The sequence below is a fragment of the Enterobacter sp. C6 genome (assembly GCF_008122455.1).
GTDB lineage: Bacteria > Pseudomonadota > Gammaproteobacteria > Enterobacterales > Enterobacteriaceae > Enterobacter > Enterobacter pseudoroggenkampii.
In genome coordinates, this window is the sequence record NZ_QPFW01000248.1 from 69,869 (window position 1) to 88,368 (window position 18,500).

An 18,500-nucleotide genomic window follows, 5' to 3' on the forward strand; every position below is an offset into this window, starting at 1 on the left:
GATTACTCCAGTTGTTTCAGGATACGGTTAACTTTATCAAAGGTTTCCTGATATTCCGCATCGACCTCACTGTCGGCAACAATGCCGCCCCCGGCCGAACAGTAAAGGTTTCCGTTGCAGGCGGTCAGCGTACGAATGGTAATGCTGGTATCCAGCGTGCCGCACAGACTGATATAGCCGATGCTGCCGCACCAGGCGTTGCGGCGGTGCGGCTCCAGCTCATCAATGATCTCCATCGCCCGCACCTTTGGCGCGCCGGTGATGGAGCCGCCCGGGAACGCCGCGCGCAGCAGGTCGCAGGCCGTACGCGAGTCAGGCAGCCGCGCGGTAATGGTGCTGACCAGATGATGCACCGCCGGGAAAGGCTCGACGACAAACAGTTCCGGCACGCGGACGCTCCCCGGAACGGCCACCCGGCCAATGTCGTTACGCATCAGATCGACAATCATCAGGTTTTCGGCGCGGTCTTTCGGCGAGGCGGCGAGTTTTTCCGCCTGCTTGCGGTCGGCGTCGGGATCGGCAAGACGCGGCAAGGTGCCTTTAATCGGACGGGTTTGAATCGTGCCCTCGGCCAGATGAATAAAACGCTCGGGCGACAGGCTGAGGATCGCCCCCTGTTCCAGACGCACAAACGCGCTAAACGGCGCCTTATTGCTGGCATTAAGGCGGGTAAACGCCTGCCACTCATCTCCCCGGTATGTCGCCTGGAAGCGCTGGGCAAGGTTAACCTGGTAGCAGTCACCGCTTTGCAGATACGCCTGAACGCGCGCGAATTTTTCGCCATACTCTGCGGCGCTCATGTTCGAGCGCCAGTCGGAGGTCAGCGTGAACATCTCTGCGGGTGCAGGCTGCTGTGCCTCAAGCCAGGCCAGACGCGCCTGCACGTCACGATGGCTCAGCAGGGAAACCGTTTTTTTCTGGTGATCAACAATTAACGCCCAGTCATACAGCCCGACGGCCATGTCGGGCAGGGGAATATCAGCCTGCGCATGCTCGGGCAGCGTTTCGAAACGGCGACCCAGATCGTAGCCAAACAGGCCCAGCGCGCCACCCTGAAAAGGAAGGTCCGGGTTGGGTGTGGCAGATAAGCCCAGCGCGTTAATGTCGTGCTGAAGCTGCACCAGCGGATCGTCCGTCAGCGAAAGGTCATCGGTTGTCAGCGTCTTCAGCGGATCGGCGACCAGAATATCAAAGCGGCTATAGGGGTGATCCGCATGGCCGGAATGCAGCAGCATCGCAAACGGAAGATGGCTCAGGCGGGCAAACCAGTATTCAGCGGCGTCTGTCCGCCAGGGCAGGGTAATAACAGTGGGGAAGCGCATGTTCATGTATGGCATACTACCGGGCAGCGTGAAATAATTAGCGCGAATAATTTAGCAGGAGTTGACGATGTTTGCAGGTTTACCTTCTCTGAGCCATGAACAGCAGCAGAAAGCGGTTGAGCGAATTCAGGAACTGATGTCCCAGGGGATGAGCAGCGGACAGGCGATTTCCCAGGTGGCGGAAGAACTGCGCGCCACGCATACCGGCGAGCGGATCGTGGCGCGTTTCGAGGATGAAGATGAAGAGTAATCGGGCTTAAACCGCCGCGATAATCTTAATCTCGACCTTGTATTCCGGCTTCATCAGCGTGGCCTGTACGGTGCAGCGTACAGGCGCGTGACCCGCCACCACCCATGCATCCCAGGCTTTGTTCATTGCCGCGAAGTCATCTTTGTTTGCCAGGAAAATCGTCGCATCCAGAATGCGGGATTTGTCGCTGCCCTGTTTTTCCAGCACCGCGTCAATCTGCGCCAGGGTATTTGCCGTCTGCTCGAACGCATCCGCGTCCAGGTTAGCCGGGACGCCGGTGTAGTAGAGCGTCTGGTTATGGATCACCACATCAGACCAGCGGGCTTCGGCATCAATGCGCACAATTGTCATAAACGTTTCCTCGTTATTTTTCGTCATCAGGCGGCAAGACTGCCATATTGTTCTCCTGTCGTCACTATTTGGGGTGGCACATGAGAGGATGGGCTGACATAATCCCTGTGCAAAAATACAGTGAGAGAGCACCGTGGCAGACGATTTTTCCCCTGAAGGTCAATTAGCGCAGGCTATCCCCGGCTTCAAACCCCGTGAGCCTCAGCGACAGATGGCGCACGCCGTTGCACGCGCCATCGATAAGGCTCAGCCGCTGGTGGTTGAAGCCGGTACCGGCACGGGTAAAACCTATGCTTACCTTGCGCCGGCGCTGCGGGCGAAAAAGAAGGTGATTATTTCCACCGGTTCAAAAGCGCTGCAGGATCAGCTCTACAGCCGCGATTTGCCCACGGTAGCTAAGGCGCTGAAATACAAGGGACGTCTGGCCCTGCTGAAGGGGCGATCCAACTATCTCTGCCTGGAACGCCTTGAGCAGCAGGCGCTGGCGGGCGGCGACCTGCCTGTTCAAACCCTCAGCGACGTTATTATCCTTCGTGCCTGGGCGAACCAGACCGAAGAGGGCGATATCAGCACCTGCGCGAGCGTGCCGGAAGATTCCCCGGCCTGGCCGCTGGTGACCAGCACTAACGACAACTGTCTCGGCAGCGACTGTCCGCTGTATAAAGACTGCTTCGTGGTGAAAGCGCGCAAAACGGCGATGGATGCGGATGTGGTGGTGGTGAACCACCATCTGTTCCTCGCGGATATGGTGGTCAAGGACAGCGGCTTTGGTGAGCTGATCCCGGAAGCGGACGTGATGATCTTCGACGAAGCCCATCAGCTGCCGGATATCGCCAGCCAGTATTTCGGCCAGTCGCTCTCCAGCCGCCAGCTGCAGGATCTGGCGAAAGATTTCACCATTGCGTACCGGACCGAACTCAAAGATACCCAGCAGCTGCAGAAGTGCGCCGACCGCCTGGCGCAGAGCGCGCAGGATTTCCGTTTACAGCTCGGCGAGCCGGGCTATCGCGGCAACCTGCGCGAGCTGCTGGCGGACAAAAATATCCAGCGCGCGCTGCTGCTGCTCGATGACGCCCTGGAGCTCTGCTACGACGTGGCGAAACTGTCCCTCGGCCGCTCCGCGCTGCTGGATGCAGCCTTCGAGCGCGCAACGCTCTATCGCGGGCGCCTCAAACGTCTGAAAGAGATTAACCAGCCGGGGTACAGCTACTGGTACGAGTGCACCTCGCGGCATTTCACGCTGGCGCTCACGCCGCTGACGGTGGCCGATAAATTCAAAGAGGTGATGGCGCAAAAGCCGGGAAGCTGGATCTTCACCTCGGCGACCCTGTCGGTGAATGACGATCTGCACCACTTCACCGAGCGCCTCGGCATTGAGCAGGCGGAATCGCTGCTCCTGCCCAGCCCGTTCGACTACGAAAAACAGGCGCTGCTCTGCGTTCCCCGTAATCTGCCGCTGCCGAACCAGCCGGGTGCGGCGCGCCATCTGGCTGCGATGTTAAAACCGATGATCGAGGCCAACAACGGCCGCTGCTTTATGCTCTGCACCTCCCACGCCATGATGCGCGATCTCGCCGAGCAGTTCCGCGCCACCATGACGCTACCGGTGCTGCTGCAGGGCGAAACCAGCAAAGGCCAGCTGTTACAGCAGTTTGTCAGCGCCGGTAATGCCCTGCTGGTCGCAACCAGCAGCTTCTGGGAAGGGGTGGACGTGCGCGGCGACACGCTTTCGCTGGTGATCATTGATAAGCTGCCGTTTACCTCCCCGGACGATCCGCTGCTGAAGGCGCGGATGGAAGACTGCCGTCTGCGCGGCGGCGATCCGTTTGACGAGGTACAGCTGCCGGATGCGGTCATCACGCTTAAGCAAGGGGTAGGGCGCTTAATCCGTGACGTCACCGACCGCGGTGTGCTGGTCATCTGCGATAACCGGCTGGTGATGCGTCCTTACGGTGCGACTTTCCTCGCAAGCCTGCCGCCCGCGCCGCGGACGCGGGACATAAAACGCGCGGTGCGTTTCCTGGCAAACCCAACGGCGGAGTAATTTACCCCGGAGTGTGCTAAGATGCGCGCCATTTTGTGACTGACCCTTGCGAGAGCGCGACGACTGATGCGAATTCTGGCTATTGATACCGCGACAGAGGCTTGCTCTGTTGCCCTGTTGAACGACGGTGCTGTTTCTGCCCATTTCGAAGAGTGCCCCCGGGAACACACCCAACGCATTCTGCCCCTGGTAAAAGCCATTTTAACCCAGGGCAACACCTCCTTAACCGACCTCGACGCGCTGGCCTTTGGCCGCGGCCCCGGCAGCTTTACGGGCGTACGTATCGGGATTGGCATTGCGCAGGGGCTGGCGCTGGGCGCCGAACTGCCGATGATCGGCGTCTCTACCCTCGCCACCATGGCGCAGGGCGCATGGCGCATGACCGGGGCAACGCGCGTCCTGGCAGCGATTGATGCCCGCATGGGCGAAGTCTACTGGGCCGAATACACCCGCGACGAGCAGGGCGTGTGGCACGGTGAAGAGACGGAAGCCGTGCTTAAGCCAGAAGCGGTCACAGAACGACTGAAGCAGCTGTCCGGCGAGTGGGCGACCGTCGGCACGGGCTGGCCAGCGTGGCCTGAGATGGCGAACGACACCGGATTGACGCTGGAGGACGGCAACATGCTGCTCCCGGCTGCTGAAGATATGCTTCCGATTGCCAGCCAGCTGCTCGCAGCAGGAAAAACCGTGGCCGTTGAACAGGCGGAACCGGTTTATTTGCGAAACACCGTCGCGTGGAAGAAACTTCCGGGCCGCGAGTGAATCTCAGTAACAGGAACTGAGAAAAAGGAGTCGCATCATGGCGGTTCAGACTAAAGTAGTACGCCTTATTATGGCAGGCGCAGTTGCCATAGCACTGAGCGGATGCGTTTCCGTTCCTGATGCGATTAAGGGCAGCAGCCCGACGCCACAGCAGGATCTGGTTCGGGTGATGAATGCCCCTGAGCTGTACGTCGGCCAGGAAGCACGCTTTGGCGGTAAGGTCATAGACGTGCAAAACCAGCAGGGGAAAACCCGTCTGGAGATCGCCACCGTTCCGCTGGACAGCGGCGCGCGGCCTGTACTGGGCGAGGCCTCCCGGGGACGTATCTACGCGGACGTCAGCGGTTTCCTCGATCCGGTCGATTTCCGCGGACAGCTGGTGACCGTCGTCGGGCCGATTACCGGCGCCGTGCAGGGCAAAATCGGCAACACGCCGTACAAATTTATGACCATGCAGGTCAACGGGTATAAACGCTGGCGGCTGGCCCAGCAGGTGATCATGCCGCCTCAGCCGATGGATCCGTGGATGTGGGGTCCACATCCCTATCGTTATGGCTACCCGGGTTGGGGTTGGTACAACCCGGGCCCTGCACAGGTTCAGACGATCGTTACTGAGTAACTTACTGTTATTGTTAGAAAAGAGACAGCGGCTCAGCCGCTGTCTCTGTTTTTTTACGGATAAAACGAAAAAAAAGAGTGACGCGCTTCGCAACCTTAAATCTGAACAATTAATAAACTGGTACGCTGAGTTAATATAATGTTAACAAACTGTTTATTATCGGGGTTGTGATGACGACGAACACTCATTTCAGAGGTGATGCATTGAAGAAGGTTTGGCTTAACCGTTATCCCGCAGATGTTCCTGCTGAGATCAATCCTGACCGTTATCAATCCCTGGTGGAATTATTTGAACACTCGGTAAGGCGCTACGCGGACCAGCCCGCATTCGTGAATATGGGCGAGGTGATGACGTTCCGTAAGCTGGAGGAGCGCAGCCGGGCGTTTGCGGCGTATCTGCAGGAAGGGCTGGGGCTGCAAAAAGGGGATCGCGTCGCGCTGATGATGCCGAACCTGCTGCAATACCCGGTGGCGCTGTTCGGTATCCTGCGTGCCGGGATGATCGTCGTCAACGTCAACCCATTGTACACCCCGCGCGAGCTGGAGCATCAGCTGAACGACAGCGGCGCGGTTGCGATTGTCATTGTGTCCAACTTCGCCCATACGCTGGAAAAGGTGGTCGACAAAACCCAGGTGAAACACGTCATCCTGACGCGCATGGGGGACCAGCTCTCCACCGCCAAAGGCACGCTGGTTAACTTTGTCGTCAAATACGTCAAACGTCTGGTGCCAAAATACCATCTGCCGGACGCTATCTCCTTCCGCCGCGCGCTGCATGCGGGCTATCGCATGCAGTATGTGAAACCCGAAGTGGTCGCGGAAGATCTTGCGTTTCTGCAATACACAGGCGGGACCACCGGCGTCGCCAAAGGGGCCATGCTTACCCACCGCAATATGCTGGCAAACCTTGAACAGGTGAACGCCACCTACGGGCCGCTGCTGCATCCGGGCAAAGAGGTGGTGATCACCGCGCTTCCGCTGTATCACATCTTTGCGTTGACCATGAACTGCCTGCTGTTTATTGAACTGGGTGGTCAGAACATCCTCATCACCAACCCGCGCGATATCCCGGGCCTGGTGAAAGAGCTGGCGAAATACCCGTTCACCGCCATGACCGGGGTAAATACCCTTTTCAACGCGCTGCTTAATAACAAAGAGTTCCAGCAGCTGGACTTCTCCACGCTGCACCTCTCTGCGGGCGGCGGTATGCCGGTTCAGCAGGCGGTGGCCGAGCGCTGGGTGAAGCTCACCGGTCAGTATCTGCTGGAGGGCTATGGCCTGACGGAATGCGCGCCGCTGGTCAGCGTTAACCCGCATGACATCGACTACCACAGCGGAAGCATTGGTCTGCCCGTTCCTTCCACTGAAGCGAAACTGGTCGATGATAACGATAATGAAGTTGCGCCGGGCGAGCCGGGTGAGCTGTGCGTCAAAGGTCCACAGGTGATGCTGGGCTACTGGCAGCGTCCCGACGCGACTGACGAAATCATCAAAGACGGCTGGCTGCACACCGGTGATATTGCGGTGATGGATGACGAGGGCTTCCTGCGCATCGTCGATCGCAAGAAAGACATGATCCTGGTCTCCGGTTTCAACGTCTATCCGAATGAGATCGAAGACGTGGTTATGCAGCACAGCGGCGTGCTCGAAGTGGCGGCAGTCGGCGTGCCTTCCGGCAGCAGCGGTGAAGCGGTGAAGATATTTGTGGTCAAGAAAGATCCTTCTCTCACCGAGGAAGCGCTGGTAACGTTCTGCCGTCGTCAGCTGACGGGCTACAAGGTGCCGAAGCTGGTGGAATTCCGCGACGAGCTGCCGAAATCCAACGTCGGAAAGATATTACGACGAGAATTACGTGACGAAGCCCGTGGCAAAGTAGACAATAAGGCCTGAGCTTCACGCTAATCGCCCAGACGCCGGTTAAGCCGGCGTTTTTTATGGGCGCAAACAAAAGAGAACCCGTTTTGAATTACCAGATGATCACCACCAACGACGAGCTGGCTTCGCTGTGCGAAGTGACGCGCGACTTTCCTGCCATTGCCCTGGATACCGAGTTTGTCCGTACCCGGACGTACTATCCGCAGCTGGGGTTGATTCAGATGTACGACGGTAAACACGTGTCGCTGATCGACCCGCTCGGCATTACCGACTGGACGCCGATGCGTGAGCTGCTGCTCGATACCGCCGTGACGAAATACCTGCACGCGGGCAGTGAAGATCTGGAAGTCTTTCTGAACACCTTTGGCATCATGCCCCAGCCGCTGATCGATACGCAGATCCTCGCGGCCTTCAGCGGTCGTCCGCTTTCGTGGGGCTTTGCTGCCATGGTTGAGGAGTATACGGGCCTGACGCTGGATAAAAGTGAATCCCGTACCGACTGGCTGGCGCGTCCGCTAACTGAGCGTCAGCTGGAGTATGCGGCGGCAGACGTGTTTTACCTGCTGCCGATTGCCGGACAGTTAATGAAAGAGGCAGAAGCCTCCGGATGGCTGCCTGCGGCGCTCGACGAGTGTCGTATGACCCAGCAGCGTCGTCAGGAAGTAGTTGACCCGAAAGAGGCCTGGCGCGACATCAGCAACGCCTGGCAGCTGCGTACGCGTCAGCTGGCGTGCCTGCAGCTGCTGGCAGACTGGCGTTTGAGTAAAGCGCGCGAGCGCGATCTGGCCGTTAACTTTGTGGTTCGCGAAGAACATCTCTGGGCGGTGGCGCGCTATATGCCGGGCAGCCTGGGCGAGCTGGACAGCATTGGGCTTTCGGGCAGCGAGATCCGCTTCCACGGCAAAACCCTGCTGGCGCTGGTCGCAAAAGCGCAGGAGCTGCCGGAAGATGCGCTGCCGGAACCGCTGCTGAACCTGATGGATATGCCGGGCTATCGCAAAGCGTTTAAGGAGATCAAAGCGCTGGTGCAGAACGTTGCAGCGGAAAGCAAGCTAAGCGCTGAACTGCTCGCCTCACGTCGTCAGATTAACCAGCTGCTGAACTGGCACTGGAAGCTGAAGCCGCAGAATGGCGTGCCGGAAATGATGGCGGGGTGGCGCGGGAAATTGATGGCCGATCGCCTGAATACGCTGCTGGAAGCATACCCACGCTAAAGAAGTGTAGCCCCGGTAAGCGTAGCGCCACCGGGGAGATTGCCGGGCGGCGCGACGCTTGCCCGGCCTACAAAACCACAAACGGATTAACGTGACTCTTCCGCTTCCGGGAGCGTAACGTTCAGCTCCAGAATCGAAATATCCCCGTCTTTTTGTTCAAGCTGCACCGTCACCATCTCCGGGTCAATCTGCACGTACTTACAGATTACTTCCAGGATGTCCTTACGCAGCTGCGGCAGGTAGTGAGGCTCGGCGTCGCTACGACGACGCTCCGCAACGATAATTTGCAGACGTTCTTTTGCGATGTTGGCGGTGTTCTTTTTCCGCGAGAGAAAAAAGTCCAGTAATGCCATAACTTATCCTCCGAACAGGCGTTTGAGGAAACCTTTCTTCTCTTCTTCAATGAAGCGGAAAGGACGTTCTTCTCCCAGCAGACGGTCAACGGTATCGGCGTAAGCTTTACCTGCATCTGCCAATGTATCAAGGATCACTGGCTCGCCCTGGTTAGAAGCGCGTAACACGGACTGATCTTCCGGGATAACGCCCACCAGCTTAATGCGCAGGATCTCCAGCACGTCTTCCATGCTCAGCATGTCACCTTTGTTCACGCGGCCCGGATTGTAGCGGGTGAGCAGCAGGTGTTCTTTAATCGGGTCTTCGCCATTCTCCGCACGACGGGATTTAGAGGCGAGGATCCCCAGAATGCGGTCTGAATCACGCACGGATGAAACTTCAGGGTTAGTGGTGATGATCGCTTCATCAGCGAAGTACAGTGCCATCAGGGCACCGGTTTCGATGCCGGCAGGGGAGTCGCAGACGATGAAGTCGAAATCCATTTTTTTCAGCTCATCGAGCACCTTTTCCACTCCTTCACGGGTCAGGGCGTCTTTGTCACGCGTCTGAGAGGCCGGGAGAATGTAGAGGTTCTCGGTGCGCTTGTCTTTAATCATCGCCTGGTTTAGCGTGGCATCGCCCTGAATGACGTTCACGAAGTCATACACGACGCGACGCTCACATCCCATGATGAGGTCGAGGTTACGCAGACCGATATCGAAGTCGATAACGATGGTTTTCTTTCCCTTCTGGGCCAAACCAGTAGCGATGGCCGCGCTGGAGGTGGTCTTGCCAACGCCTCCTTTACCCGAAGTAACAACAATAATGCGTGCCATAGAAATTCCTTGTTAAAAAGGGATCAATTCAACGGTTGAACGGTCAACGCGTCGTCTGCCAGAAGCAGGCGAGCCGCTTTGCCATAAAATTCGGCTGGGATCTTGTCGCTCAGCCAATATTCACCTGCGATGGACACCAGTTCCGCCGTCAGGTGAGTACAAAATATTTGCGCGTCTCGATCGCCACTTGCACCCGCGAGCGCACGTCCACGCATCATACCGTATACGTGAATGTTGCCATCTGCAATCAGCTCAGCGCCAGCACTGACGTGGCTTGTAACAATCAGATCACAGTTTGGTGCATAAATGCGCTGACCGGAACGAACCGGCACATCAATCATTCGCGTTTTTGTGACGGTAGTAACGTTTTGCACCGCAGGAGGGGGCGTTTGCACGGCAACGGGTGCCGCACGCGAGGCTTTTTCTTTGCCCTCATTCAGAAGAGGCAGCCCCGCACGCTCAATTTCCGCTTTCAGCTCAGTATCTTTGCAGCCGCTGATGCCCACGATACGCAGTCCGGTCGAGGAGACGGCCTGCTGGAGAAGTTTCCAGTTAACCGGAGCCTCAAGACCGCTAACGTTGATAACAACAGGGGCGTGCTTCAGAAAGGCGGGAGCCTGGGCGATTTTGTCCTCTAACGCCTGACGAATAACCTCGGGTTTTGCATCATGCAAATGTACCACTGATAAGGTGAAGCTACTGCCTTTAAGCTCGATGGGCGTGTTTGACATCCTGGCCTTACTCAATTTGCTATTAACCGCAACCACTCGCTGCGATATTCCGAAGAGTATCAGGCATGTTATAGTCAGGAGTATATTGAGGCAAGCAACCACCCATTAATTCAGAGTAAAAACATGTTTTGTGTGATCTACAGAAGTACAAGCCGTGACCAGACCTATCTTTATGTCGAAAAGAAAGACGATTTTTCACGCGTGCCTGAAGAATTAATGAAGAACTTTGGCCGACCACAGCTGGCGATGCTGCTGCCGCTTGATGGTCGCAAGAAACTGGTGAATGCCGATCTGGAGAAAGTGAAAACGGCATTAGCCGAGCAGGGCTATTATTTACAGCTTCCACCGCCACCGGAGAATTTATTAAAACAGCATCTTGAGGCGAACGGAAAAAAATAGTCTCAACTGTTTTTGGGCACAACACATCAACCGTTTAGGGGTCGACCATGTATCAACATCACAACTGGCAAGGTGCATTACTGGATTATCCCGTCAGCAAAGTCGTCTGCGTGGGCAGCAACTATGCAAAACATATTCAGGAGATGGGCAGCGCGACGCCAGAAGAGCCGGTTCTGTTCATTAAGCCTGAAACGGCGCTTTGCGATATCCGCCAGCCGCTGGCCCTGCCGCAGGGGCTCGGCTCGGTGCATCACGAAGTTGAACTCGCCGTGCTGATCGGCGCAACGCTGCGTCAGGCCTCCGAAGATCATGTTCAGAAAGCGATTGCCGGCTACGGCGTGGCGCTGGATCTGACGCTACGTGACGTGCAGGGCAAAATGAAGAAAGCCGGGCAGCCTTGGGAAAAAGCCAAAGGGTTTGATAATTCCTGCCCGATCTCGGCGTTTGTGCCGGTGAGCGAATTTACCGGCGATCCGCAGGACACCCCGCTCAGCCTGAAGGTTAACGGTGAAATCCGCCAGCAGGGCACCACGGCAGACATGATCCATAAGATTGTGCCGCTGATCGCCTACATGAGCCGCTTCTTTACCCTGAAGCCGGGCGATGTGATCCTGACCGGAACCCCAGAAGGTGTTGGCCCGCTGCTCAGCGGTGACGAGCTTGAGGTCGGTTTTAACGGCCTGTCGCTGAAAACCCGCGTGCTGTAACCTCCTCTTGCCGCCTGAAAAGGGCGGCAAAACTTGCATCGACGTGCCAGACTCGTTATAAGGTGCGCTTTCTTTTGACGTGTGGACATCCTGATGAACGACATCCCTTTCTGGCAAAGCAAAACTCTCGACGACATGACGGACGCGGAATGGGAATCCTTATGCGACGGCTGCGGTCAGTGCTGCCTGCATAAGCTGATGGATGAAGATACGGACGAGATTTACTTCACCAACGTTGCCTGCAAGCAGCTAAACATAAAGACCTGCCAGTGCCGCAACTATGAGCGCCGCTTCGAGTTTGAGCCGGACTGCATCAAGTTAACCCGGGATAATTTGCCCACCTTTGAATGGCTGCCGCATACCTGCGCGTATCGCCTGCTGGCGGAAGGGAAAGGTCTGCCTGACTGGCATCCGCTGTTAACCGGTTCAAAAGCGGCGATGCACGGTGAGCGCATTTCAGTGCGCCACATCGCGGTGAAAGAGTCCGAGGTGCGTGACTGGGAAGACCACATCATGAACCACCCGACCCGTTGAGATTAAAAAACCCGCCGAGGCGGGTTTTTTATTGTGTTTGTGCGGCCTGACGCCCTCACCCCAACCCTCTCCCACGGGAGAGGGCGCAAACACTAAAAACGGCAACCGAGGTTGCCGTTTTGCTTTTACCTTCCGAACAAATCGCGTTTCTTCGGTTTGAACGGCTGGGCAATCAGCACCAGCAGCGCCACGACGAAGTAGGCGGCAAAAATACCCACCAGCCACTGCGGCATCTCCAGCGTCAGGAATTCCCACTGACGAACGGAGCAGTCACCGGATGCGACAAACACCTGCGGCAGCCATTTGTCCAGCGGCAGCCAGCTCGGGAAGCGGGCGGCAAAATCACAGGTCATAAACGGTGACGGATGCAATTGCATCATGGTGTGCTGCCAGGAGAGTTCAATTCCTTTCCAGGCGCTGTATATCCAGATGGCAATACCGGCATAGCGAAGCGGCGATTTTGGGGCAATCGCGCCCACCAGGCCCGCACCCATAATGCCGAACAGTGCGCAGCGTTCATAAATACAAAGCACGCAAGGTTTGAGTCCCATTACATGCTGGAACCACAGCGCGACCATTTCCAGCGCAAAGGCGGTCAGGGCCATTAACAACCACGCTCCGCGACCGCGGGAGCACTGGTTTAAAAATCTCAACATAATCATTTCCCTGGAACATGCTTAGAAATCGCAGTGTAAACGAATTCGTTTTTCGCGCCACCTGTACCTGGCGAAATAAAACGTAATTGGATGTTTATCGTGCGAAAAGGCAAACGGGCAGCGAACTGCCCGAGATGCAGTGTTTATTGCGCCGCAAGTATACCCGCTTGTATCAACCATTGCGTACAGGGAATGAGGGTAATTTTGACGCAAAGCAATCCCACGATCGTGAGCACCAGCGTATAGGGCAGCGCCATCCACACCATCCTGCCATAAGAAAGTCGTATGAGCGGCGCGAGGGCGGAGGTCAGGAGGAACAGGAAGGCGGCCTGGCCGTTTGGCGTCGCCACCGATGGCAGGTTGGTGCCGGTATTGATCGCCACGGCCAGCAGCTCAAACTGTCCGGCGCTGATAACGCCTTGCTCCATAGCCGCTTTGGCCTCGTTGATATAGACCGTCCCGACGAAGACGTTATCTGAGATCGACGAGAGCAGGCCGTTGAACAGGTAAAACAGCGACAGCTGAGCATCCGGCGATGCCTTTAAGACAAAGGCAATAATCGGCGCGAACAGATGCTGGTCGATTATCACCGCCACGACGGCAAAGAACACCGCCAGCAGGGCGGTAAATGGCAGGGCTTCGGTAAACGCCTTACCGATGGCATGCTCGTCCGTCACGCCGGTAAAGGTGGTGGCGAGAATAATGACCGACAGGCCAATCAGCCCCACTTCGGCAAGATGGAACGCCAGCGCGGCGATCAGCCAGACGCCGATGATGCCCTGCGCAATCAGACGCAGCGTCTCCTGGCGCGTCCGCTGGCGTCGGCTCTGCAGATCGAATTTATGCAGCTCCTGACGTACCGGCTCCGGGAGCTGGGCCCCATAGCCAAAGAGGCGAAACTTCTCCACCAGCAGACAGGTCGCCAGCCCGCAGAAAAGCACCGGTACGCTCACCGGCGCCATTCTCAGGAAGAACTCACCGAAGTGCCAGCCCGCCGCTTTGGCAATGATCAGGTTTTGCGGTTCGCCCACCATGGTCATCACGCCGCCCAGCGCGGTACCGACGCCAGCATGCATCATCAGGCTGCGCAGGAAGGCGCGAAACTGTTCCAGTACCTCACGATTATGCGCATCGACGTGGCTGTCATCCTGCAAATCCTCGCCCGGACGAGAGGAGGCCACGCGGTGATAAATACCGTAAAACCCCACCGCTACGCTTATCACCACCGCGACGACCGTCAGCGCATCCAGGAAGGCCGACAGGAAGGCGGCCGCAAGGCAAAACGCCAGCGAGAGCAACATTTTCGACGGAATGCTGAGCAGCAGGCGCGTGAAGATAAACAGCAGCAGCTGTTTCATAAAGTAGATGCCCGCCACCATAAACATCAGCAGCAGAAGCACTTCGAGATTGGCTGCCAGCTCGGCTTTGACGTGCTCGGCGCGGGTCATGCCGATGACGACGGCCTCAAACGCCAGTAGTCCGCCCGGCAAAAGCGGATAACATTTCAGCGCCATGGCCAGGGTGAAGATAAACTCCGCCACCAGCAGCCACCCGGCAATGAACGGGTTTACGCTAAAGAGGAGGGGGTTAACGACCAGGAACACCAGAAGTATAAGTTTGTACCAGTCCGGAGACTGGCCTAAAAAGTTGCGCCACAGTGCGCGCCCAAAAGAAATTTCCACGACAGACGTCCATCCCCGTCAAGTAAGACAAAACATCAGTATACGCAAAAATCGCGGCCTGGAGGCGGATAAGGCTGCATTGTAAATTTCACAAAAATGAAACGGCGATCCCTCTTTTCTCTCTTTGCCGTGCTACCTGCCACTGGCTGCCTCTGGTATGATGAGTCCAATTTGCTAAAGCTGTGTAATGGAAATCTCACTATGGTCATTAAGGCGCAGAGCCCGGCGGGTTTCGCGGAAGAGTACATCATTGAAAGCATCTGGAATAATCGTTTCCCTGCGGGGTCCATTCTTCCGGCTGAACGCGAACTCTCTGAACTGATTGGCGTCACTCGCACCACGCTGCGTGAAGTGCTCCAGCGGCTGGCGCGCGATGGCTGGTTGACTATCCAGCACGGCAAGCCGACGAAAGTAAACAACTTCTGGGAAACGTCCGGGCTGAACATTCTTGAAACGCTGGCGCGTCTCGACCATGAAAGCGTGCCGCAGCTCATTGATAATCTGCTCTCCGTTCGCACCAACATCGCGACGATCTTTATTCGTACCGCTTTCCGTCAGCATCCGGAAGACGCCCTTGCGGTGCTGGCCACAGCGAACGAGGTGGAAGATCACGCCGATGCTTTTGCCACCCTCGATTACAACGTGTTTCGCGGCCTGGCGTTTGCCTCCGGCAACCCGGTGTATGGCCTGATCCTCAACGGTATGAAAGGGCTTTATACCCGCATCGGCCGCCATTACTTTGCCAATCCGGAAGCGCGTAGCCTGGCGCTGGGCTTCTACCATAAGCTGAGCAAGCTCTGTACCGAAGGCCTGCACGATCAGGTTTATGAGACGGTGCGCCGCTACGGTCATGATTCCGGTGAAATCTGGCACCGCATGCAGAAAACGCTGCCGGGCGATTTGGCGATTCAGAGCCGCTGAAATAAAAAACCTCTCGTATGAGAGGTTTTTTTCGCCCGGTGGCGTTTCGCTTACCGGGCCTACAAAACCCGTAGGCCGGGTAAGGCGTAGCCGCCACCCGGCAAAAAAACTACAGCGTATTCAACCGCGCCGGGCAGCGTTCCAGCAGCTCGACGCTCCCGTCTTCATTCTGCTGCTCCAGCTGCACGTCAAAGCCCCACAGGCGATGCACATGCTTCAGCACCTCTTTGCGCCCTTTATCCAGCGGCGCGCGATTGTGCGGGATATAGCGCAGCGTCAGGGAGCGGTCACCGCGCAAATCAACGTTCCACACCTGAATATTCGGCTCAAGGTTGCTCAGGTTGTACTGGGAAGAGAGGCGAGAGCGGATCTCACGGTAACCCTCCTCGTTGTGGATTGCGGAGATTTCCAGATAGTTGTTGCGGTCGTCGTCCAGCACGGTGAAGAAGCGGAAGTCACGCATGATCTTCGGCGACATAAACTGGCTGATGAAGCTCTCATCCTTGAAGTCGCGCATCGCAAAGTGCAGCGTTTCCAGCCAGTCAGAGCCGGCGATATCCGGGAACCAGTACTTGTCTTCTTCCGTTGGCGATTGGCAGATACGCTTAATGTCCTGGAACATGGCAAAGCCAAGCGCGTACGGGTTAATGCCGCTGTACCACGGGCTGTTGTAAGGCGGCTGGAACACCACATTGGTATGGCTGTGGAGGAACTCCATCATGAACCGCTCGGTAACTTTCCCCTCGTCGTACAGATGGTTGAGGATGGTGTAGTGCCAGAAGGTCGCCCAGCCTTCGTTCATCACCTGCGTCTGCTTTTGCGGATAGAAATACTGGCTCACCTTGCGCACGATGCGCAGGATCTCACGCTGCCATGGCTCCAGCAGCGGGGCGTTCTTCTCCATAAAATAGAGCAGGTTTTCCTGCGGCTCGGACGGATAGCGACGCGCTTCGGCGACCGCTTTTTCTTCCTCACGCTTCGGCAGGGTGCGCCACAGCATGTTCACCTGGCTCTGCAGATACTCTTCGCGGCTTTTCTGCCGCGCTTTCTCCTCCTGCAGGGAGATTTTCTGCGGACGTTTGTAGCGGTCCACGCCGTAGTTCATCAGCGCGTGGCAGGAATCGAGCAGTTTTTCCACCTCGTCCACGCCGTAGCGCTCTTCGCAGTCGGTAATATATTTACGGGCGAAGATCAGGTAATCGACGATGGAGCTGGCATCCGTCCAGCTGCGGAACAGGTAGTTATTCTTGAAAAAGGAGTTGTGCCCGTAGCAGGCGTGCGCCATCACCAGCGCCTGCATGGTAATGGTGTTCTCTTCCATTAAATAGGCGATACACGGATTGGAGTTAATGACAATCTCATACGCCAGCCCCTGCTGGCCGTGCTTATACAGCCGCTCCGTTTCAATAAATTTTTTACCAAACGACCAGTGCGGATAGTTAATCGGCATCCCGACGCTGGAGTAGGCGTCCATCATCTGTTCGGACGTAATGACTTCAATCTGATGGGGATAGGTATCCAGACGATACAGTTTTGCGACCCGGTCGATTTCGGCGAGGTAAACATCCAGCAGCTCGAAGGTCCAGTCGGGTCCATCGCTCAGACGTGTGTTGTCCTTGTTCAGGGAATCAATAGTAGCCATTAGCGCGCCCTCGTTGTGGGTGCTCTCTCTGTCTGGAGAGCCTCCTTTCAAGCATAGATCAACGTGTTAAAAAGCGTGCTGAGGCAGAAATTTTTTCTTTGCGATTTCGCGTTTTTGATACGGCAAAAAAACGGTATGTCCCAGCATATTATGCTGGTTAAAAATAACGCGCAGCAGGAGATCCCAAATTAGCGCTATCCCCTGATGCTGGGGGATGTGTGAGGTAAGTCACCATAAAAAAGTCATATGTTGAATAATATTTTCAACTAGGTTATCAATCTGTAATTAGAAGATTGTTCTTTTGCACATAATGGAGTGGCTATGCGTGTTGTCATACTGGGAAGTGGTGTCGTTGGGGTAACCAGCGCCTGGTATTTAAGTCAGGCGGGACATGACGTAACCGTTATCGATCGTGAATCCGGTCCGGCGCTCGAAACCAGCGCGGCGAACGCCGGGCAAATCTCTCCCGGCTATGCCGCTCCGTGGGCTGCGCCGGGCGTTCCGCTGAAAGCGATTAAATGGATGTTCCAGCGCCATGCGCCGCTGGCCATCAGCCTTGACGGCACGCAGTTCCAGCTGAAGTGGATGTGGCAGATGCTGCGCAACTGCGACACCCGCCACTACATGGAGAACAAAGGGCGCATGGTGCGCCTGGCGGAATACAGCCGCGACTGCCTGAAAGCACTGCGCGCGTCGACGGGGATTGAGTACGAAGGCCGTCAGGGCGGAACGCTGCAACTCTTCCGCACCGAGCAACAGTACGAAAATGCCACCCGCGATATCGCCGTGCTGGAAGATGCCGGCGTACCGTACCAGCTGCTGGAAGCCAGTCAGTTAGGGCAGGTTGAACCGGCGCTGGCGGAAGTGGCGCATAAGCTGACGGGCGGCCTGCGCCTGCCGAATGACGAAACCGGCGACTGCCAGCTCTTTACGCAACGTCTGGCGCAAATGTGCGAGCAGGCGGGGGTGAAGTTCCTCTTCAACACCTCTGTCGACAAGCTGCTGTCGGAAGGGGAAAAAATTTACGGCGTGAAGTGCGGCGACGAGGTGATCAAAGCCGATGCCTACGTGATGGCGTTTGGTTCGTACTCCACCGCCATGCTGAAAGGCATTCTCGACATTCCGGTCTACCCGCTAAAAGGCTACTCGCTGACCATTCCGGTGAAAGAAGAGAGCGGTGCTCCGGTATCGACCATTCTGGATGAAACCTACAAAATCGCCATTACCCGCTTCGATAACCGCATTCGCGTAGGCGGCATGGCCGAGATTGTCGGCTTCAACACCGAACTGCTGCAGCCGCGTCGTGAAACGCTGGAGATGGTGGTGGGCGATCTCTTCCCGCGCGGTGGCTTTGTGGAGCAGGCGACGTTCTGGACCGGCCTGCGTCCAATGACGCCCGACGGCACGCCGATCGTGGGCCGCACGCCGTTTAAAAACCTGTGGACCAATACCGGCCACGGCACGCTTGGCTGGACGATGGCCTGCGGATCGGGCCAACTGCTGAGCGACCTGATTTCCGGGCGCACGCCGGCAATTCCATTTGACGATTTAAGCGCCGCACGCTATCAATCGGGGTTTACGCCTTCGCGTCCACAGCATCTGCACGGCGCGCATAACTAAGGA

General features: G+C 56.7%; 19 protein-coding genes. 11 read left to right on the forward strand and 8 right to left on the reverse strand.

The window, feature by feature from the left end:
• Nucleotides 1-2: 2 nt before the first annotated feature.
• A complete protein-coding gene (pabB, locus tag DOU50_RS20880; RefSeq protein WP_148770153.1) occupies nucleotides 3-1,328 on the reverse strand; it encodes an aminodeoxychorismate synthase component 1 in 1,326 nt (441 codons plus the stop codon).
• A gap of 61 nt (nucleotides 1,329-1,389) precedes the next feature.
• Between pabB and DOU50_RS20885 the strand changes: the two genes are divergently transcribed.
• A complete protein-coding gene (locus tag DOU50_RS20885; RefSeq protein ID WP_008500497.1) occupies nucleotides 1,390-1,572 on the forward strand; it encodes a YoaH family protein in 183 nt (60 codons plus the stop codon).
• A 6-nt stretch (nucleotides 1,573-1,578) separates the two neighbouring features.
• On the opposite strand, the gene DOU50_RS20890 is transcribed toward DOU50_RS20885, so the two are convergent.
• Complete coding sequence (locus DOU50_RS20890; protein WP_008500498.1) at nucleotides 1,579-1,923, reverse strand: RidA family protein; 345 nt, start codon at nucleotides 1,921-1,923, stop codon at nucleotides 1,579-1,581.
• Nucleotides 1,924-2,056: 133 nt separating this feature from the next.
• Between DOU50_RS20890 and DOU50_RS20895 the strand changes: the two genes are divergently transcribed.
• The 5 genes from DOU50_RS20895 (at nucleotide 2,057) to rnd (ending at nucleotide 8,436) form a co-directional block, all read left to right on the forward strand.
• The gene (locus tag DOU50_RS20895; protein ID WP_023293935.1) at nucleotides 2,057-3,967 is read left to right on the forward strand and encodes an ATP-dependent DNA helicase; all 1,911 of its coding nucleotides are present in this window, start codon (nucleotides 2,057-2,059) and stop codon (nucleotides 3,965-3,967) included.
• A 66-nt stretch (nucleotides 3,968-4,033) separates the two neighbouring features.
• Nucleotides 4,034-4,729, forward strand: coding sequence for a tRNA (adenosine(37)-N6)-threonylcarbamoyltransferase complex dimerization subunit type 1 TsaB (tsaB, locus tag DOU50_RS20900; RefSeq protein ID WP_148770129.1), 696 nt, complete (start codon nucleotides 4,034-4,036; stop codon nucleotides 4,727-4,729).
• Between the two features lie 37 nt (nucleotides 4,730-4,766).
• On the forward strand, nucleotides 4,767-5,348 hold the full coding sequence (locus DOU50_RS20905) for a Slp family lipoprotein (protein WP_061714891.1): 582 nt from the start codon (nucleotides 4,767-4,769) through the stop codon (nucleotides 5,346-5,348).
• Nucleotides 5,349-5,551: 203 nt separating this feature from the next.
• Complete coding sequence (gene fadD / locus DOU50_RS20910; RefSeq protein WP_073961507.1) at nucleotides 5,552-7,237, forward strand: long-chain-fatty-acid--CoA ligase FadD; 1,686 nt, start codon at nucleotides 5,552-5,554, stop codon at nucleotides 7,235-7,237.
• Between the two features lie 71 nt (nucleotides 7,238-7,308).
• A complete protein-coding gene (gene rnd, locus DOU50_RS20915) occupies nucleotides 7,309-8,436 on the forward strand; it encodes a ribonuclease D (RefSeq protein WP_148770131.1) in 1,128 nt (375 codons plus the stop codon).
• A gap of 86 nt (nucleotides 8,437-8,522) precedes the next feature.
• On the opposite strand, the gene minE is transcribed toward rnd, so the two are convergent.
• Genes minE through minC form a run of 3 tightly spaced genes read right to left on the reverse strand, consistent with a single transcriptional unit; the run spans nucleotide 8,523 to nucleotide 10,336 of the window.
• Nucleotides 8,523-8,789 (reverse strand): cell division topological specificity factor MinE, encoded by a 267-nt coding sequence (gene minE / locus DOU50_RS20920; RefSeq protein WP_024909868.1) that lies wholly within the window; start codon nucleotides 8,787-8,789, stop codon nucleotides 8,523-8,525.
• A 3-nt stretch (nucleotides 8,790-8,792) separates the two neighbouring features.
• Nucleotides 8,793-9,605, reverse strand: coding sequence for a septum site-determining protein MinD (minD, locus tag DOU50_RS20925; protein ID WP_024909869.1), 813 nt, complete (start codon nucleotides 9,603-9,605; stop codon nucleotides 8,793-8,795).
• A 23-nt stretch (nucleotides 9,606-9,628) separates the two neighbouring features.
• Nucleotides 9,629-10,336, reverse strand: coding sequence for a septum site-determining protein MinC (gene minC, locus DOU50_RS20930; RefSeq protein ID WP_023312186.1), 708 nt, complete (start codon nucleotides 10,334-10,336; stop codon nucleotides 9,629-9,631).
• Between the two features lie 123 nt (nucleotides 10,337-10,459).
• Here minC and DOU50_RS20935 point away from each other — a divergent pair, with 123 nt between their 5' ends.
• The 3 genes from DOU50_RS20935 (at nucleotide 10,460) to DOU50_RS20945 (ending at nucleotide 11,976) form a co-directional block, all read left to right on the forward strand.
• Nucleotides 10,460-10,735 carry a YcgL domain-containing protein gene (locus tag DOU50_RS20935; RefSeq protein ID WP_024909870.1) on the forward strand — a complete coding sequence of 92 codons (276 nt, stop codon included), beginning with the start codon at nucleotides 10,460-10,462 and terminating at the stop codon, nucleotides 10,733-10,735.
• A 47-nt stretch (nucleotides 10,736-10,782) separates the two neighbouring features.
• The gene (locus tag DOU50_RS20940) at nucleotides 10,783-11,442 is read left to right on the forward strand and encodes a fumarylacetoacetate hydrolase family protein (RefSeq protein ID WP_048992179.1); all 660 of its coding nucleotides are present in this window, start codon (nucleotides 10,783-10,785) and stop codon (nucleotides 11,440-11,442) included.
• Nucleotides 11,443-11,535: 93 nt separating this feature from the next.
• Nucleotides 11,536-11,976, forward strand: a complete 441-nt coding sequence (locus DOU50_RS20945; RefSeq protein ID WP_024909872.1) for a YcgN family cysteine cluster protein — start codon at nucleotides 11,536-11,538, stop codon at nucleotides 11,974-11,976.
• Nucleotides 11,977-12,101: 125 nt separating this feature from the next.
• Here DOU50_RS20945 and dsbB read toward each other — a convergent pair whose 3' ends face one another.
• Together dsbB and nhaB are read right to left on the reverse strand one after the other, a co-directional pair.
• Nucleotides 12,102-12,632 carry a disulfide bond formation protein DsbB gene (dsbB, locus tag DOU50_RS20950; RefSeq protein ID WP_024909807.1) on the reverse strand — a complete coding sequence of 177 codons (531 nt, stop codon included), beginning with the start codon at nucleotides 12,630-12,632 and terminating at the stop codon, nucleotides 12,102-12,104.
• A gap of 143 nt (nucleotides 12,633-12,775) precedes the next feature.
• Nucleotides 12,776-14,314: a Na(+)/H(+) antiporter NhaB gene (gene nhaB, locus DOU50_RS20955; RefSeq protein ID WP_048992176.1), complete on the reverse strand. Its 1,539-nt coding sequence runs from the start codon at nucleotides 14,312-14,314 to the stop codon at nucleotides 12,776-12,778.
• A 201-nt stretch (nucleotides 14,315-14,515) separates the two neighbouring features.
• On the opposite strand from nhaB, the gene fadR reads away from it, so the two are divergent.
• Entirely contained in the window at nucleotides 14,516-15,235 is a 720-nt protein-coding gene (gene fadR, locus DOU50_RS20960; protein WP_024909809.1) for a fatty acid metabolism transcriptional regulator FadR, read from the forward strand.
• Between the two features lie 109 nt (nucleotides 15,236-15,344).
• Here fadR and DOU50_RS20965 read toward each other — a convergent pair whose 3' ends face one another.
• The gene (locus tag DOU50_RS20965) at nucleotides 15,345-16,877 is read right to left on the reverse strand and encodes a SpoVR family protein (RefSeq protein ID WP_024909810.1); all 1,533 of its coding nucleotides are present in this window, start codon (nucleotides 16,875-16,877) and stop codon (nucleotides 15,345-15,347) included.
• Nucleotides 16,878-17,198: 321 nt separating this feature from the next.
• Between DOU50_RS20965 and DOU50_RS20970 the strand changes: the two genes are divergently transcribed.
• Complete coding sequence (locus DOU50_RS20970; protein WP_148770133.1) at nucleotides 17,199-18,497, forward strand: D-amino acid dehydrogenase; 1,299 nt, start codon at nucleotides 17,199-17,201, stop codon at nucleotides 18,495-18,497.
• The last annotated feature ends 3 nt before the right edge of the window (nucleotides 18,498-18,500 follow it).

Excerpts from the sequence above, each read along its gene's own strand:
- dsbB (WP_024909807.1), bottom strand. The coding sequence starts at position 12,632 with ATGTTGAGATTTTTAAACCAGTGCTCCCGCGGTCGCGGAGCGTGGTTG.
- DOU50_RS20905 (WP_061714891.1), top strand. The coding sequence starts at position 4,767 with ATGGCGGTTCAGACTAAAGTAGTACGCCTTATTATGGCAGGCGCAGTT.
- DOU50_RS20940 (WP_048992179.1), top strand. The coding sequence starts at position 10,783 with ATGTATCAACATCACAACTGGCAAGGTGCATTACTGGATTATCCCGTC.
- minC (WP_023312186.1), bottom strand. The coding sequence starts at position 10,336 with ATGTCAAACACGCCCATCGAGCTTAAAGGCAGTAGCTTCACCTTATCA.
- DOU50_RS20945 (WP_024909872.1), top strand. The coding sequence starts at position 11,536 with ATGAACGACATCCCTTTCTGGCAAAGCAAAACTCTCGACGACATGACG.
- DOU50_RS20890 (WP_008500498.1), bottom strand. The coding sequence starts at position 1,923 with ATGACAATTGTGCGCATTGATGCCGAAGCCCGCTGGTCTGATGTGGTG.
- pabB (WP_148770153.1), bottom strand. The coding sequence starts at position 1,328 with ATGAACATGCGCTTCCCCACTGTTATTACCCTGCCCTGGCGGACAGAC.
- DOU50_RS20965 (WP_024909810.1), bottom strand. The coding sequence starts at position 16,877 with ATGGCTACTATTGATTCCCTGAACAAGGACAACACACGTCTGAGCGAT.
- tsaB (WP_148770129.1), top strand. The coding sequence starts at position 4,034 with ATGCGAATTCTGGCTATTGATACCGCGACAGAGGCTTGCTCTGTTGCC.
- fadR (WP_024909809.1), top strand. The coding sequence starts at position 14,516 with ATGGTCATTAAGGCGCAGAGCCCGGCGGGTTTCGCGGAAGAGTACATC.
- minD (WP_024909869.1), bottom strand. The coding sequence starts at position 9,605 with ATGGCACGCATTATTGTTGTTACTTCGGGTAAAGGAGGCGTTGGCAAG.
- minE (WP_024909868.1), bottom strand. The coding sequence starts at position 8,789 with ATGGCATTACTGGACTTTTTTCTCTCGCGGAAAAAGAACACCGCCAAC.
- DOU50_RS20935 (WP_024909870.1), top strand. The coding sequence starts at position 10,460 with ATGTTTTGTGTGATCTACAGAAGTACAAGCCGTGACCAGACCTATCTT.
- DOU50_RS20885 (WP_008500497.1), top strand. The coding sequence starts at position 1,390 with ATGTTTGCAGGTTTACCTTCTCTGAGCCATGAACAGCAGCAGAAAGCG.
- DOU50_RS20970 (WP_148770133.1), top strand. The coding sequence starts at position 17,199 with ATGCGTGTTGTCATACTGGGAAGTGGTGTCGTTGGGGTAACCAGCGCC.